Origin of the sequence: Pelagibius sp. Alg239-R121, from assembly GCF_947331435.1 — a bacterium.
GTDB lineage: Bacteria > Pseudomonadota > Alphaproteobacteria > Kiloniellales > Kiloniellaceae > Denitrobaculum.
This window is the reverse complement of record NZ_CAMZOF010000006.1, coordinates 90,671-105,824: the sequence shown is the minus strand read 5'-3', so window position 1 is coordinate 105,824 and position 15,154 is coordinate 90,671. Positions and strand designations below refer to the sequence as shown.

Sequence of the window (15,154 nt, the reverse complement as noted above, 5' to 3'; positions counted from 1 at the left end):
GGGGATAAATCGACGTCATCTTACAGAGCGCACGGCCTTCACACCATGGGCAAGCAATCGCGTGAGCGGCGACAAAGCCGTCCTGGGCTCCTTCGCATTCAGCGATTTTTGGCGTGCGTTGTTACCGCGGGTTCAGCGCGACGCGTAACCCTTGGAGCGCATGCAGTTCGAGAATAATGACCGGCGCCGCGTTTCATGGTCGTAGCTGCGGATTTTCGAGTTCAGCAGCCCGACACTCTGCGTATCGCTGAAGCCATCACCATACACTGCTCGCCGGTCCTGTTCGATCCGCGCATCGTTGGTGGTCTGTGCAGCCGCATAGCGGTAGCAGGCTTCGATGTCCGCATTGTGCGCCTCCGAGTCTCTCGGGGAGCCTTTCCAAATGGAGCCATCAGGCCCTTTCACATAAGAATCGCCTTTAGCAGCCGCATTGGCCTCGGACGTCTCTTCCGCGGTGCCGTAGGGATAAGTCCCGGAATTGGAAGGAACCTGAACCTTCGCGCCGGATTGGCTGCCTGCATTGCTCGGAGGGGCGGCCAAGGTGCTCGCAGGCGCCGGCTGCCGCTTATACTCCTGCTGCTGAAAGGAAGAGCAGGCGCTCAAACCGAACGCGATCACGAGCAGTACAGGTGCAATGGAAAGAACAGGGGTGGTCCGTGCCATTTCAGGACTCTTTCGATACATAAATGCGTTGGCGAATCGGATAGATACAGGGGTTCTATAAAGTAAACTGGTCGCTTCGTTATCGGGAAGCAAGAAGCAGCACATATATCTCACAAAGCTTAAAACTCTATCACGTGAGAAGAATTTGCGTTAAATCACGGAACAATAAGGAAAATACCCTCCCTGCACAGATTCGGCCGGTGCGAAATATATTTTTTGCACTGCAAGAAACCTTCAAGATTGATTGCTCGACCAAAGGTTTAAAAATGCAATTTCCAGATCCACTCCTGCCCGGCCGCTTGATCAAACGCTACAAGCGTTTTTTGGCCGACGTGAAGCTCGACAGCGGCGAGGTTGTGACAGCCCATTGTGCCAACCCGGGGTCGATGATGGGACTTGCGGAAGTTGGCTCCCAGGTCTGGCTGTCCCCGGCGCGTAACCCCGACCGCAAGCTTAAGTTCTCCTGGGAAATTGCCACGGCAAAGGGCGAGCCGGTCGGGATCAACACCAGCCATCCCAACGCGATCGTGGCCGATGCCATTGCGGACGGCAGTATCCCCGAACTGACTGGATACGCCCAGTTGAAGCGCGAGGTGCGGTACGGCAAGAATTCGCGCATCGACATTCTCCTCACTGGCCCGGAAGATGTAGCCCCGCCCAGCAACACACCGCCCTGTTACGTCGAGGTCAAGAACGTCACCTTAAAACGCGGTGCTCACGCAGCGGAGTTCCCTGATTCTGTCACTAGCCGCGGCGCTAAGCATCTTGAGGAGTTGGGTGACGCGGTCGAAGCCGGCTATCGGGCAGTCATGTTTTTCCTGGTCCAACGCGCCGACTCTTCAAAAGTGTCTATCGCCGGCGATATCGATCCTAATTACGAGACCGCGTTCGCCAGGGCGCTGTCGCGCGGCGTCGAGGTCCTTTGTTACGACTGCAAGGTCACGCCGGAATCGATCGACTTGAATCGCGCGCTGCCATTGGATACTTAAGCCACGGGATATTCGAATTTATTCTGCGGTCGCGCTGGTTTTGCAGGCTGCCGGTACGCTGTTGTACTCCACGGTCCCGCGAGAGCATCAGTCTCTCCGACGGAACGCCTGACGTAACACCACCGGTATCCACGCATCGCTTCCTGGAAGTTTAAGACTTCAGGATATATAATTTGAATGGAACAACATGGATGATGCACGCCGAGGTTTCTCCACCTCGACGGGAACGAACTGCAGGACGAGAGAAATGCAATACGGCCAAGCCGAAGCAGATGAATTATCGCTCCCTTTGAGCGCCGAGGAACGACGGATCACGATTCACGATGCCGCGGGCTTTGAAGGCATGCGTAAGTCGGGACGGCTGGCAGCCGAAACCTTGGATTTTATCACGCCGCACGTGGTGCCCGGCGTGACAACCGAGGAATTGGACAAACTATGCCATGATTTCATCGTCTCGCACGATGCAGTTCCTGCTCCGTTAAACTATCGGGGATTTCCAAAGTCGATCTGCACCTCGGTCAATCATGTGGTCTGCCATGGGATCCCCAGCGCGGAAAAGAAACTGCACAACGGTGACGTCGTGAATATCGATGTGACGGTCATCCTGGATGGCTGGCACGGGGATACCAGCCGTATGTTTTACGTGGGCAAGCCCAGCATCAAGGCCAAGCGCCTGATCGAAATCACCTACGAATCCATGATGCGCGGCATCGAGGTCGTGCGGCCTGGCGCAACGCTTGGCGACATCGGTTTCGCCATTCAGAGTTTCGCGGAAAAGAATCGTTTTTCCGTCGTGCGCGATTTTTGCGGTCATGGCCTCGGCCGGATTTTCCACGAAGCACCGTCGGTTTTGCACTACGGACGTCCGGGAACCGGAACGCGCCTGCGTGAAGGAATGTTCTTTACCATCGAACCGATGATCAATGCTGGCCGTTTGGATGTGAAGATCTTAAAGGACGGCTGGACAGCAGTGACCAACGACCGCTCGCTCTCTGCGCAGTTCGAGCATTCTCTCGGCGTCACTGCAGAGGGTTATGAGATCTTCACGAAGTCACCCAAAGGCTGGACCTGTCCACCGTTTGAAGACTGACACCTTGTGCAGGGTTTGATCGGAGACAGACCGGCAGAATTATTGTCCTTTGGGGGATCGGCGGGAAATGGATGAACTGGCGGGCCGCGGTACCAGTGAGAGCGCAAGTCCATCCAAACCCCATTTTCACGGCCACCGAGAGCGGTTGCGCCAGCGCGTGCTGGAACAAGGCCCCTCTTCTCTCAGCGATTACGAAATCATCGAATTTTTGCTGTTTGGCGCCAAACCACGCGGCGACGTCAAACCGCTCGCAAAAGCACTGATTGCGCAGTTCGGCAGTCTCGCAGGCGTTCTGTCCGCCGCCCCCTGGGATCTGAAACAAGTTCCCGGCATGGGCGACGCCTCGGTCGCCGCGCTCGCCATCGTCCCCGAAGCAGCCACTCGGCTCTCCCGGGCCGATATTCTCGATCAGCCGGTGATCGATTCCTGGAGCCAGCTGGTCGGTTATTGCCGGATGATCATGGGGCGAGCACCTGTCGAACACTTCAGAGTCCTGTTTCTCGACCGCAAGAACCGGCTGATCGCAGATGAGGAACAACAGCGCGGAACTGTCGATCATACACCGGTCTATCCGCGAGAAATCGTCAAACGCGCGCTCGAGCTTTCGGCCAGCGCCCTTATCCTGGTCCACAATCACCCCTCAGGCGATGCGACACCGTCGAGCGGCGATATCGCCATGACCCGGGAGATCAAGGAAACCGCAAGCCGGATGGGCATCGAGTTACACGACCACCTCATCATTACACGAGCCGGAGAGAGCAGCTTTCGCAGCCTGGGTTTACTGTAGAAACATTCTGAAATTAGCGCCTAGGTTCCGAAAACGCCGTACAACCTATTGGCAATAGACAGGCCTCTGAGGTGGACCCAGACTTGAAGGGTCGCAAGAACAACAGAAGTCGGCGATTCAACCAAATTCAACTGAACAACAGCAGCTTAACGGGAGAAAGCTTTTATGAAACACGCTGTCCTCGGTCTCGCACTTGGAGTCCTCGCACTCGCCCCTTCAAGCGCGGATAGTCACGATCTTGGCTTTTCGGGCCTGCTTGGTGGCGTGCAAGAACTCTCCCCAATCACGTTGGCATCGGGAAAGCCCCTGGCCGAAACACCTTACGAGTTGGAATCGGGTAAATACTATCGGCTGGAAATCATCGCCGACGGCTCGGCGGAACTGGCAATCGGCGGAGCAGGCTTTTTCCGCAATGTCTGGGTCAACGAGGTTGTGATCAACGACATCGAAGTGCGCCCGCTGGGTCTCGACAGTCTGGAGTTCGATGACGAAGGCACCGCGGAAATCTCTTTTGTGACCATCCGTCCCGGTACATTCATTCTGCGCATTCCGGGAACCACAGGAAAGTCACAACAAGCTATTTTCAACGTAAAGTAGTGTCACGATTCGTCAACCAGGAATAGTCGTGGTCAATGTGGTTGTAGAGCATCACGCCAACAGCTGAGTCATAAAGGTTGATTCAGATAGCACTGCACCTAGTCATTTGATAGATTACTAACGATAAATATCAAGTGTGGCGAAGAGTGACCCAAGATGGCGTTAAGTTTGGGTGACCAGTCCGGCGGCGGCGTAACCGAAACGGCTCATGATACAACCGTCTACCTGTCGGCGGATGAACAACCGACTCTACCGGGCGGCAACTTTGCCTTCGATGCCGAGTTCTCCCGCCATAACGACGACCTGGTTCTTCGCGACGGCGTCAGTGATGATGTTGTTGTAAAAGATTATTTTGGACTCCCGCAGCAACCAGACCTCTGGACAGAAGGCGGACACCTCTTCCCGCACCAGCTCGTTCAAAAGCTGGCAGGCTCTCTTACGCCGGCTCAGTACGCGGCCACTGAAGCGGTAGGCGGAGCAGATGAAATCGGCAAGGTCGCGACGATTGAAGGTGAAGCCTGGGTCACGCGCACCGATGGCGTGAAGGAAAACCTGGATGGCGGCGCCTCGATCTTTCAAGGCGATGTTCTTGAAACCGCAGGCGACGGTATCCTCGAAATTATCTTCGTTGATGGCATGGAGTTCTCCATGTCGACAAATACCCGCATCACAATCGATGAAATGATTTACAACCCTGAGGGATCCGAAGGTTCATCAATCCTGTCGGTGGTCAAAGGGAGTTTCGTTTTCGTCACAGGATGGATCGCCGGAACCAGTCCCGATGCCATGGAGGTCAAGACCCCGTCCGGCACGATCGGCATCCGCGGCACGCGGGTCGGCTGCCGTATCGACAGCCAAGACGGGACCACCGCTTGCGCTCTTTTGGAGGACGGAAACGGACATGTCGGTTCACTGGCCTTTACCAATGCAGCCGACAGCGTCGTACTCAACCAGCTTTTCGAGACCGTCGTAGCGCTCAACTTCAACGGCAACCTCGATGCTCAGGTTCTCAGTGAAGTCCAGGTACGCAGCCTGCTCGGTGTACTTTATGATCAAGCAGCATTGGAGACCGATGCACCGCCGGTGACGAAAAGCTCCGGTTCGGTATTTTTGCCGCCCGATTTCGATGTCGGCAACATTGAGGGCCTCGAGGCCCTTGTCGCCCTAGGCGTACTCGACAAAGCGACTGCAACGACTTCCATCGAATTGACGCGCCCTCTAAGTGAGCAGGACTTTACGCTCCTCGAAGACCCAATGCCGGTTGCCGCCATATCGGTAGACGAGGCCATCGCAATTGGTGAGGGCGCCGTCACCGGGAATCTCGGCTTTTCCGCGACCGGCAACTCAAGTGATAGCATCAGGATTGACGGACTTAGCGTCACTTCGGGAGGCGATCCGGCGGCCTTAACTTCTGGCGGCGATGCAATCCTGACCAGGATCGAAAACGACGGCCAGCAACTGGTCGGCTTTGTTCCAGCGAGCGGAAGCGGACCGCAGGCCGGAAAAGAGATCTTCCTTCTTGCGATGGATTCATCCGCGGGCACGTTCGAATTTACCCTTCTCGAAGCCCTCGACCATCTTGATCCTGCGCAAAGTTCAACGGCTGACAGCCTCGAACTTTCCTTTGCGATTACGGCACAGTTGGACGTTGTCACAGTGACCAGCCGGATCGATGTAAGCGTGCTGGATGATGCTCCGAAGGCAGTCGACAATATCGCCGCCCCGCGCCTGGAAATTTCCGGCAACGGCAATGAGATACCAAGCGAAGACGAGGCATTGCCGGAAGGCACTGAAGAAGGCCCCAATGGCCAACTCGGCCTTCTGATCGCCATCGATGTGTCTACCAGCATGAACAGCGTCATGACGCTCGCAAACGGCGAGCAGTCGAGCCGCCTGGAACTTGCCAAAGCCGCAGCAGAAAACCTGGGCCGGAAGCTCTTTGAAGTTGGCTCCCAAACCGGCGTCGGCGTCACGCTTTCCCTCATGGTCTTCGCCGACGGTGCCGAGGCCCTCAGCCCTCTTTCTGGCTTTACGGACTTTACATCATTCGCCACCTCTGTTCGCAGCGTAACCGACGCAAACGGCTATCCTGGCGTCAATAATGGAACCAATTTCTTCGGCGCCGTCGAGGCAATCGAAGGGGTCGCGCAACAGCAGCTAATTTCAGATCCGTCCGAAAGCGCGTCGAACTCGATCTATTTTATTTCCGATGGCTTCGTCACTACGGGGCGATCAGTGGCAGAGAGCGGTTGGGAAGATTTTCTGACCGAAAAGGGCATCACTTCGATTGCCGTGGCGGTCGACCCCGGTGACGAAAGCCTGGCACCTCTTTTGGATGTCAATTCGCCGGATCAAGAAGGTGATCCGATCATTTTGACCGGCGTCGACGATTTGTCGTCAGATTTTACCGGTTCAATTCAACCGGTTTCCGAGGGCAATTTACTGCTGGATGCGCAGGATTCGAACCTGGGTCTGCTGGCCAGCGACGTCTTTGGCGCCGACGGTTTCTTGCAGCTGCTTTCGCTCGAAGTCGATGGAGCCGTTTATGACTATGACGCCGGCAGCGACCAAATCACATCGGACGCAGGGGTGGCAACAGACGGCCCACAGCTCTCAATTCAGACCGCGCTCGGCGGTCAGTTCGATTTCGATTTTTCGACCGGCGACTACAGATACCAAGGACCGGAATTCGATCACGAAACAGAACGCTTCAGTTATCAAGTCGCCGATGGAGACGGTGATCGTGCAACTGCGGCTCTGATCGTAAACCCGGACAGCTATAGCTTCAGCCTGACTCAGCATCCCGCTGGCAGCTACACACTCTTCGGCTTTGATCCCAACCAGGACCTGATCACAATATCCGATGTCTTAGACAGCGATCAGGATGGCGACAGCGATATCGCCGACTTAGCGGCGCTCGGTGTTACCCTTTCCCAAAATGCCGTCACGGGGACCGTGACCCTACAGCTCGACAGCGATACCTCCATCGTCCTGGACGGTATTCGGGATAGCATCTCTTCCCTCGAGGAACTCGACAATGCCGTCAACCTCGCCCTTACGACCTAGAGAGCGGACGTTCTTATTGGAAGCAAACAAGGATGTGAATCGCCCTCTAACTAAGAGAAAGATACTGAATCACATTTTTCAGTGAACCAGTGGAAAACGAATAGATTCTAGGGAACCGCGGGTGCCGAAAACGCCAAACGCAGCCTTTACTCAGCGGATCGGCCACGGCCTTGCATCGTTATTCAGAAGAATCGGTTTCGGGCGTTTTTTGGGCGCAGCCCTGCTGGGCGTTTTCCTGGTTATCCGGGCCTGGGATCCCAATCCGGTCGAGACCCTCCGCCTCAAGGTTTTCGACCTCTATCAGCAGATACATCCCAGGGCCCTTTCCCAGCAACCGGTTCTGATCGTCGATATTGATGAGCGGAGCCTTTCGGAGTTTGGTCAATGGCCCTGGCCACGAACCCTGCTCGCCAAATTGGTGACACAGTTGAAGGAGCAAGGCGCGGCGGCCATCGGATTCGATATCGTTTTTGCCGAAGCCGACAGGCTTTCCCCAAAAAAACTCGCTGAAGATCTTTCAGGTATCGCTCCCGAGCTGCGGGGCGGCCTTCGCCTTCTGCCCGATAATGATCAGCTCTTTGCAGAAGCAATCGGAAACACAAATGTCGTGCTTGGGCAATCGGGCCACCCCCGGGTTTTGAGCAAAAGAGAAAGCCCCGGCAACAGCGCACCGGTTGTCACCCTTGGCGGCAATCCCAAACCCTATCTATTCAATTACGCTGATATCCTCCGCAACATCCCGGTCCTGGACAATGCGGCTCAAGGTCGCGGCATTTTCAATTTCGAGGGTGAGCGAGACGGCCTCGTACGCCGTGTTCCGGCCGTCGTCTTGGCCGGAGGCAGGATTGTCCCCACCTTGACGCTGGAAATGCTGCGAGTGGCCGCACAGGCAGATGCCTACATCATCAAGAGTGACGAACTCGGATTGATCAGTATCAACCTTGCAGGTGCTGAGATCCCCACGGACCGTTTCGGTCGGATCTGGGTCAATTACTCCAAAAGCGATCCGAACAAATACCTGCCTGCCAGCGACGTGCTCAACGAAACGGCGCCCCAAGAAAAGGTGAAGGGCAAGTTGATTCTGATCGGCACTTCCGCGACCGGTTTGCTGGACATCAAGTCCACGCCTGTGCATTCAGCGCTTCCGGGTGTCGAGGTTCATGCCCAGATTCTGGAGACGATCCTAACCAAATCCTACCTGCTGCGGCCAAGCTATGCGCTCGGTGCCGAATTGATACTTCAGGCCCTCACGGGTGCCGTGATGATCCTTCTTGTGCCTGCGCTCGGCGCCTCCCTTGCAATGTTGTTCGGGGCTTTGATTGCAGGCGCTCTGATGACTGGATCTTGGTATCTGTTTGTCGAGCAGCAGTTACTGATTGACGTCAGCTACGGCCTTTTCGCAAGCGGCGCCGTCTACATCCTGCTGGTTTTCGTCAACTACTTCCGTGAAGAGGGCCGCAGGCGTCAGGTTCGCGGTGCTTTTGGGCAGTATCTGGCCCCTACCCTGGTCGACCAACTGGCGAAGGACCCGAAGCGCCTGGCACTGGGCGGCGAAACCAAGACAATGACCTTCCTGTTCTGCGACGTGCGCGGCTTCACTTCTATCGCGGAACTTTATCATTCCGACCCGCAAGGTTTGACCCGGCTGATCAATCGTTTCCTCACACCGCTTAGCGACTGCATCCTGCGCAACCGCGGAACCATCGACAAATACATGGGCGATGCCATTATGGCTTTCTGGAACGCACCGCTGGAAGATCCGGAACACGTCTCCCATGCCTGTCTGACGGCTCTGGACATGCTCGGTCGATTGGACAGCCTTAACAAAGACCTCAAACAGGAAGCTGAAGCCGCTGGGCGGCCGTTCCTGCCGCTTCACGCCGGCATAGGCATCAACACCGGTGTTTGCGTCGTCGGCAACATGGGCTCCGACCAACGCTTTGACTACTCCGTGCTTGGTGACGCCGTGAACCTCGCCGCCCGCCTGGAAGGCCAAAGTAAAACCTATGGGGTTTCCATTATCGTTGGCGAGGCGACAGCAGAGCAGCTAACGGGACGCCTCGCCTTGCTGCAACTTGACATGATCCGGGTGAAGGGGAAGACGAAACCGGAACGCATCTTTTCTGTAATCGGAGACGAGGCCTTCGCAAAGTCTCAAAACTTCAATCAGCTGGTAACGCACAACGAACGCCTATTGACCGAATATCGAGCAGGCAATTGGGAGAGCGCGCTTGACGAATGCAGAATTTGCCGCGAACTCGACGCAGAGGGATCGCTTGGCGAGCTCTACGCTCTCTATGCCAGCCGTTGTCAGACATTCCAGGTCAACCCGCCTCCAGCAGATTGGGACGGCGTGTTCTCAGCCGAAACGAAGTAGTCGGGACGACAAAGCTAATCCAGTAATATTGGACGGCGCCTAGAAGTCCGGCCGATGACTTCGGCAGATCACTTCGGCCGGGTGTCGCGCATGCGCTGCCGTTTGCCCAATTCGCTGTATTTCGTGCGGTAGACCCGACCGGTCGCTTTCGGCATAAATTCTTTGTCGGGATGCCAGCAGACCAGATTTCGATCGGTATAGATTTCGAACAGAGTGCCCTTCCAGACCGTATAGCGGCTCAGTGTTTCCTCGACACTGTCCATATCCACATACTCAAGATAGATACCCAGCCGCCGGTCAGCGTGGAGTTCGATCACCCGGTTCAAGGCTTCCAGCTTCTGCATGGCATTCCGCCGGGCAAAAGAAAACCGAAGCCCTCGGACCGCCGAAATCATATGCGCAAGCAATTCCGCCTGCGTCGACCAAGGCGCGTTCGGCAACGATCCGTACTGCGACAACAGGTCATCAAGCCAGCCATGGGCCTGCGAGAGGTCGATCTGTTCCGAACAGCCGTCGACAATATCAAAAAAACTCTCGCTCTTCAGATTGTGCAACCCCACCTCTAACCCTCCAGGTGTTCCTTGTGAATCTCAACCAATACGTATACATATGATTTAAGATTACAATAAAAACCTTTCGCGGCTGGTGCGCACGCTGTGCAAGCCTGGATTTGGTGGAAACGCGTGTGGTAATCCGCCACCTCGGTAAATCCCCGCAATCCACGGTACGTTGAACGGAATCACCGAAGCCGATCAGAAACGGCGCAGTAGGAATCGCCTATCTGTTGGGCAGCGTGAGAGTTAAAGCGCGATAACCTTGCCCGGATTCATAATATTCTGCGGGTCGAAGGCAAGTTTGAGCGTACGCATAACGGCAACGGCATCACCATGCTCGGCTTGAAGAAACTTTATCTTGCCGCTGCCGACACCGTGCTCGCCGGTACAGGTGCCCTCCATTGCCAGCGCGCGCATGACCAAGCGGTCATTGAGACGGTTGGCTTCCTCAATTTCTTCGGGTTTGTCAGGGTCAATCAGGAAGGTCAGGTGGAAATTTCCGTCACCCACATGGCCGACCAGAGGCGCGGTCAGGTAGCTGCCGGCCAGATCTTCCTGGGTTTCCATGATGCAATCCGCAAGCCGGGAGATCGGCACGCAAACATCGGTCGCCCAGAGCTGACAGCCAGGCCGCAGGGATTGCGCTGCGTAAGCCGCATCGTGACGGGCCTGCCAGAGCTTGCTGCGCTCCTCCGCCTTGGCGGTCCACTGAAAATCTCCGCCCCCAAATTCACCGGCGATCTCACCGACCAACTGCGCCTGCTCTTCAGCACCTGCCGTGGTCCCGTGAAACTCCAGAAACAGGGTGGGCTGCTCCGCCAGCTCAAGACCGGAATAGCCGTTGCAAGCCTGCACCTGCAGCTTGTCCAGCAACTCAATCCGCGCGATGGGAATCCCCATTTGAATGGTTGCGATGACCGAATCCACTGCCGACTTCAGGTCCGGGAAGGAGACCACAGCCGAGGTTATGGCTTCTGGAATCCCGTAAAGTCTCAAAGTGATCTCTGTGATGACACCAAGCGTTCCTTCCGACCCCACGAAGAGACGAGTCAGGTCGTAGCCTGCAGCCGATTTGCGTGCGCGCCGCGAGGTTTTGATGATCCGGCCATCAGCCAAAACCACGGTAAGACCCAGAACGTTTTCGCGCATGGTGCCATAGCGCACGGCATTGGTTCCGCTTGCTCGCGTGGCGGTCATGCCACCGATCGACGCGTTTGCGCCTGGATCGATTGGGAAGAACAGCCCCGAATCCCGCAGATAGCTGTTCAGCTGCTTACGGGTCACACCCGGCTGTACCCGGCAATCCAGATCCTCGGCGTTGACTTGCAGAACTTCATCCATCCGCATCAGATCGATACAAACACCACCCCGGTCGGCGATGACGTGTCCTTCAAGCGACGTGCCCGCACCGAACGGAATTACAGGCGTTTCATGCTCCGCACAGATTTTGACAATGGCGGCAACCTCTTCCGTCGAGTGAGGAAAGACCACGATGTCGGGCGCTTCGGGATGATGCCAGGACTCATCCTTTCCATGATGATCACGTACGGCCTGAGAAGTACTGACCCTGTCTCCGAGGAGGGCCTGGAGCTCAACTCCAACCTTATCAACGTCTCTCGCCGCTGCCACTGCCATCTCGAGCAATCTCCCGTCGCATTCCGGCTGCAGGTCAAATCAACGGTCGCGTACCGCGAATTTCTACAGGCCTAAATCTCTGATTGAAGGTAATATAGCGCAGATGGGCACCGAGGAAACGATCAATCCCGAACAGAGCGGGACCGGTATCTAAGCCACTCCAGTCAGGCGGAAAGTGGATGGCGGGACCAATGATCACCTATGGCGCAACAAGTTTGAAGCCTTCGGCAGGTCCCGGTCAGCGTTCGAAAACGGGGCTGCCAACTCTCGCGAGAAAAACGGAACATCAGGAGCACTTCATATGACCGAACGACTCTTCTTTGCCGGTATTTTGCTTGTCCTCGGGGTGCTGTACGTCGTTGAACAGCCCGCATTGTCACAACAACGCGACGATCGCTATAGTGTTTCATCCAGTGACGGCATTGCTTACGTCGTCAACGTCAGCACCGGCGCCGTACGTTATTGCGATAAAGGGCATTGTTTCCACGTATCGGAGCAACTCGGGACGGTGAAACTCCCCGAGTAAGTCTCAGCCGCTCCAGAAAGGCGTGTGGTCGCAACCAGAGCCCACAACAGTAACTGGATCCGGCAGCCCCACGGCAGAGCACCACATGGGTCGGCCCGAACACCTCCCGTACTTTACAGGTGCTTGGAGCGATATCGCTTAGAGGCTGATCGCTCCTGACTGAGACAGACAGGAGCGATCGGACCTTATTGGCCGCGTTTGAGGAACGACGTCGCGATGACTGATTTTAAGCGGCCATCTGTAACGCTCAACGATACCGAATAATCAGTCTTTCCAGCTGCCGCCTTGCTGGCTCCGCTTTTTGAAGCCCGGCCTTTTCTGGAAGAGGTTTTACTCTTGGCCGGTTTTGCAGCGGCGGTCTTTTTAGCTTTCGGCTTTTTTGCCGCAGGTGCCGCTTTGGCCGCCTTGGATTTAGCTACCGGAGCTTTCGTCGCCTTTGCTTTGGCTGTTGAGGCCTTAGCGGTTGCCGGTTTTGCCCGTGCCGGTTTTTTCTTACTCGCCTTGGATGCCGCCGGTTTAGCGGCAGCCTTGCCAGTGGTTTTCACAGCTGCTTTTGCCGCGACCTTAGAAGCAGCAGGCTTTCGGCGAGAGGTCGCAGTTTTGGCTGCGGCGGCTTTAGCCGGTGCAGCCTTAGCTGTTTTTCTCTTCGCGGGCGCTGCTTTACTCGCCGCAGCCTTCTTGACTGCCGCAGTCTTCTTTACCGCTGAGGCCTTCTTGACCGGTGAGGCTTTAGGTTTCGCCTTACGCGCGGGCACAGCCTTGCTGGTTTTTGCGGCGGCTTTTGGTTTGGCGGCGGCTTTTGGTTTGGCAGCGCGTGCAGTAGTCGCCTTTGCCGGTGCGGTCGCTTTCGCAGCGGCGGCTTTCGGCTTCGCTCGTCGTGCCGCAGTCGCCTTCGTTGCTTTTGCCTTTTTCGCTGCAGCAGTACTCGATACGGCTGTTTTTGGCTTAGCTGTACGTGACGCAGGAGCGCCGGCTGCCTTCGCTGGTTTTGCAGCTGCAGTCTTTGGTGCAGTCGCTTTCGGCTTAGCCGCGCGCGGTGCAGTCGCCTTCGCCGACTTTGCTGCCGTAGCCGCTGCCGGCTTCGATCGCGCCGCCGCAGGCTTAGACGCCTTTGGCTTCGTTGCAGTAGCCTTTGCGGCAACAGGCTTGGACGCAACCTTCTTCGAAGAAGAGGATTTGGCTGCTTGAGGTTTGGCTGCTTGAGGTTTGGCTGCTGGGGATTTAGCTGCGGGGGGTTTCGGTGTCGAGGTTTTCGGTATTGGTGTTTTTTGTACTTGTCTTTTTGGTGCTGCGGACTTGGCTTTTGAACTTGTGGGTATTGCGGAAATAGTTTTCCTGGCCATCAACGGTCTCCGGTCATTCGCGCCGGCGTGCTTAGGTCATTGACCAGCTCCACGCCTCTCAGATGAGCTATGAATGGCGGTATTTTAACCGTAAGGAAACCAAAAGTGCCAGACTTGTCCAAAAAAGGACCGATTTTGGAAACAATATGATCCCAACCGGCCTAAATTCCGCTTTTTGGCGGCCAGTTTCCACAAATTCAGCGTTCAGATCGATTCGTTTTAGCTTGGAGTCGTGGACAAAAATTCACCGTCCAAAACCACCGCGTCCAGAGGGACGGTATTCAGAATTAGAATTCCAGACAACCGTCCGGCAGAATACCGGCCAGAACACCCGCGACCTTGGCGGGCGTATCCAGGAACTTTAATCCTGCAAAGACACCGTTGGTCCAGGCCACCTCGACTTCAAACTCGACCGCACCAGCTAAAGTGATCTTAAGAATCTCATCACTCATCACCGGCTCTTCGAAGCGAACCTTTGCACCGTTTGCGGATAGATCGAGCACGACGCAATCCACAGAATGATCTCCGTCACTCGAAACCCGGCCTGATACGACGACATAGGCACGCTTATAGTTCCTGCGATCGTCATCCGGAACTAGAGACAGTGCATCTGATCCGTCAATCTGTTGTTTGTTAGCAACCACAACTTCGATCCCTCAACTCTCATGGAACGTCCCGACGCTTCCTTCCCGGTTTTGATTGCCGCTATCAAAACAGTCGGATTCCGGACGTTAATACCGAAACTCTGGCAGGTAATCGTTAGGATGGCGCTAAGACCTGGGGTTAACGTCGATTAACTAATAAAGGTGGCAAGAGCTCGCCGCCGATCAAAATCAACCTCGAGCGGATACCGGCCCGACTTTCACTGGTTTTAACTGTCCAAGTCCATGAGGGATCCAAGCATTTCATCCTGTGTCTTAATCACAGCCACGTTCGCTTGGTACGCTCGCTTTGCGAGTATTTGATTGACGAACTCCTGCTCAAGCGAAACGTTGGGGATCTCCACAACGCCCTCGTCGTCCGCCAGTGGGTTCTGAGGAGCATAGACCGGCACAGACGCCGGCTGAACCGGGCGCGTTTCCGCCTTCACACCGCCTTGTGCCGTCGTGGTCTGAATCACTTCTTTCGGCGCATAAGCAGCATCCGGGCCGTCAGTCACACCCGGAGTGCCTGCGGTGCTCATGTTAGCGACATTATCCGCTGAGACCGCCAAACGTTTGCTCTGGGCCTGCAAGCCGGAAACCGAGCTATGAAACGTGATCGCCATAAGTCACTCTATAGATTGCCGAAGCAGTCACGGTACTCGACTTAAGAACAGATCACAAATAATTGTTTTTTAACAATATTTTCCTCAAATTCGACGAATTTTTCCGAGCCATGCGTTGGATGCACGGCAGATCAACCTATATCAGTTAAATATAAGGCTGGCGTCACCTATATCGAACTGCCATATAGAGACACAAGCCTATGGAGGAAACAGTTTGTTGGTTGAACCGACCAAGGGTTGAAGCTCCTTGTTTGATGTTT

General features: G+C 55.6%; 14 protein-coding genes. 8 read left to right on the top strand and 6 right to left on the bottom strand.

All coding sequences use genetic code 11. From position 1 onward, the window contains the following. Positions 1-132 precede the first annotated feature (132 nt). Positions 133-663 (bottom strand): hypothetical protein, encoded by a 531-nt coding sequence (locus QMZ18_RS19510; RefSeq protein ID WP_282608024.1) that lies wholly within the window; start codon positions 661-663, stop codon positions 133-135. A 266-nt stretch (positions 664-929) separates the two neighbouring features. On the opposite strand from QMZ18_RS19510, the gene sfsA reads away from it, so the two are divergent. The 6 genes from sfsA (at position 930) to QMZ18_RS19480 (ending at position 9,569) form a co-directional block, all read left to right on the top strand. Next, positions 930-1,652, top strand: a complete 723-nt coding sequence (gene sfsA, locus QMZ18_RS19505; protein ID WP_282608023.1) for a DNA/RNA nuclease SfsA — start codon at positions 930-932, stop codon at positions 1,650-1,652. 247 nt (positions 1,653-1,899) lie between these two features. Beyond that, positions 1,900-2,742, top strand: coding sequence for a type I methionyl aminopeptidase (map, locus tag QMZ18_RS19500; protein WP_282608022.1), 843 nt, complete (start codon positions 1,900-1,902; stop codon positions 2,740-2,742). 67 nt (positions 2,743-2,809) lie between these two features. Further along, positions 2,810-3,529 (top strand): DNA repair protein RadC, encoded by a 720-nt coding sequence (radC, locus tag QMZ18_RS19495; RefSeq protein ID WP_282608021.1) that lies wholly within the window; start codon positions 2,810-2,812, stop codon positions 3,527-3,529. A gap of 165 nt (positions 3,530-3,694) precedes the next feature. Further along, entirely contained in the window at positions 3,695-4,126 is a 432-nt protein-coding gene (locus QMZ18_RS19490) for a hypothetical protein (protein ID WP_282608020.1), read from the top strand. Positions 4,127-4,282: 156 nt separating this feature from the next. Then, positions 4,283-7,192 carry a FecR domain-containing protein gene (locus QMZ18_RS19485; RefSeq protein ID WP_282608019.1) on the top strand — a complete coding sequence of 970 codons (2,910 nt, stop codon included), beginning with the start codon at positions 4,283-4,285 and terminating at the stop codon, positions 7,190-7,192. Positions 7,193-7,313: 121 nt separating this feature from the next. Beyond that, positions 7,314-9,569, top strand: a complete 2,256-nt coding sequence (locus QMZ18_RS19480) for a CHASE2 domain-containing protein (protein ID WP_282608018.1) — start codon at positions 7,314-7,316, stop codon at positions 9,567-9,569. 68 nt (positions 9,570-9,637) lie between these two features. Here QMZ18_RS19480 and QMZ18_RS19475 read toward each other — a convergent pair whose 3' ends face one another. Beyond that, positions 9,638-10,129, bottom strand: a complete 492-nt coding sequence (locus QMZ18_RS19475) for a hypothetical protein (protein WP_282608017.1) — start codon at positions 10,127-10,129, stop codon at positions 9,638-9,640. Positions 10,130-10,369: 240 nt separating this feature from the next. Continuing rightward, positions 10,370-11,758 carry an FAD-linked oxidase C-terminal domain-containing protein gene (locus QMZ18_RS19470; protein WP_282608016.1) on the bottom strand — a complete coding sequence of 463 codons (1,389 nt, stop codon included), beginning with the start codon at positions 11,756-11,758 and terminating at the stop codon, positions 10,370-10,372. Between the two features lie 301 nt (positions 11,759-12,059). On the opposite strand from QMZ18_RS19470, the gene QMZ18_RS19465 reads away from it, so the two are divergent. Then, on the top strand, positions 12,060-12,284 hold the full coding sequence (locus QMZ18_RS19465) for a hypothetical protein (RefSeq protein ID WP_282608015.1): 225 nt from the start codon (positions 12,060-12,062) through the stop codon (positions 12,282-12,284). Between the two features lie 185 nt (positions 12,285-12,469). Here the strand turns inward: QMZ18_RS19465 and QMZ18_RS19460 are convergent, their stop codons facing one another. Continuing rightward, positions 12,470-12,829 carry a hypothetical protein gene (locus tag QMZ18_RS19460; protein ID WP_282608014.1) on the bottom strand — a complete coding sequence of 120 codons (360 nt, stop codon included), beginning with the start codon at positions 12,827-12,829 and terminating at the stop codon, positions 12,470-12,472. On the opposite strand from QMZ18_RS19460, the gene QMZ18_RS19455 reads away from it, so the two are divergent. After that, on the top strand, positions 12,819-13,472 hold the full coding sequence (locus QMZ18_RS19455; RefSeq protein ID WP_282608013.1) for a hypothetical protein: 654 nt from the start codon (positions 12,819-12,821) through the stop codon (positions 13,470-13,472). The two genes, QMZ18_RS19460 and QMZ18_RS19455, sit on opposite strands and share 11 nt — an antisense overlap. 442 nt (positions 13,473-13,914) lie before the next feature. On the opposite strand, the gene QMZ18_RS19450 is transcribed toward QMZ18_RS19455, so the two are convergent. Both QMZ18_RS19450 and QMZ18_RS19445 read right to left on the bottom strand, forming a co-directional pair. Continuing rightward, positions 13,915-14,271 carry a PilZ domain-containing protein gene (locus tag QMZ18_RS19450; protein WP_282608012.1) on the bottom strand — a complete coding sequence of 119 codons (357 nt, stop codon included), beginning with the start codon at positions 14,269-14,271 and terminating at the stop codon, positions 13,915-13,917. A gap of 227 nt (positions 14,272-14,498) precedes the next feature. Beyond that, the gene (locus QMZ18_RS19445; protein ID WP_282608011.1) at positions 14,499-14,894 is read right to left on the bottom strand and encodes a flagellar basal body rod protein FlgC; all 396 of its coding nucleotides are present in this window, start codon (positions 14,892-14,894) and stop codon (positions 14,499-14,501) included. Positions 14,895-15,154: the final 260 nt, after the last annotated feature.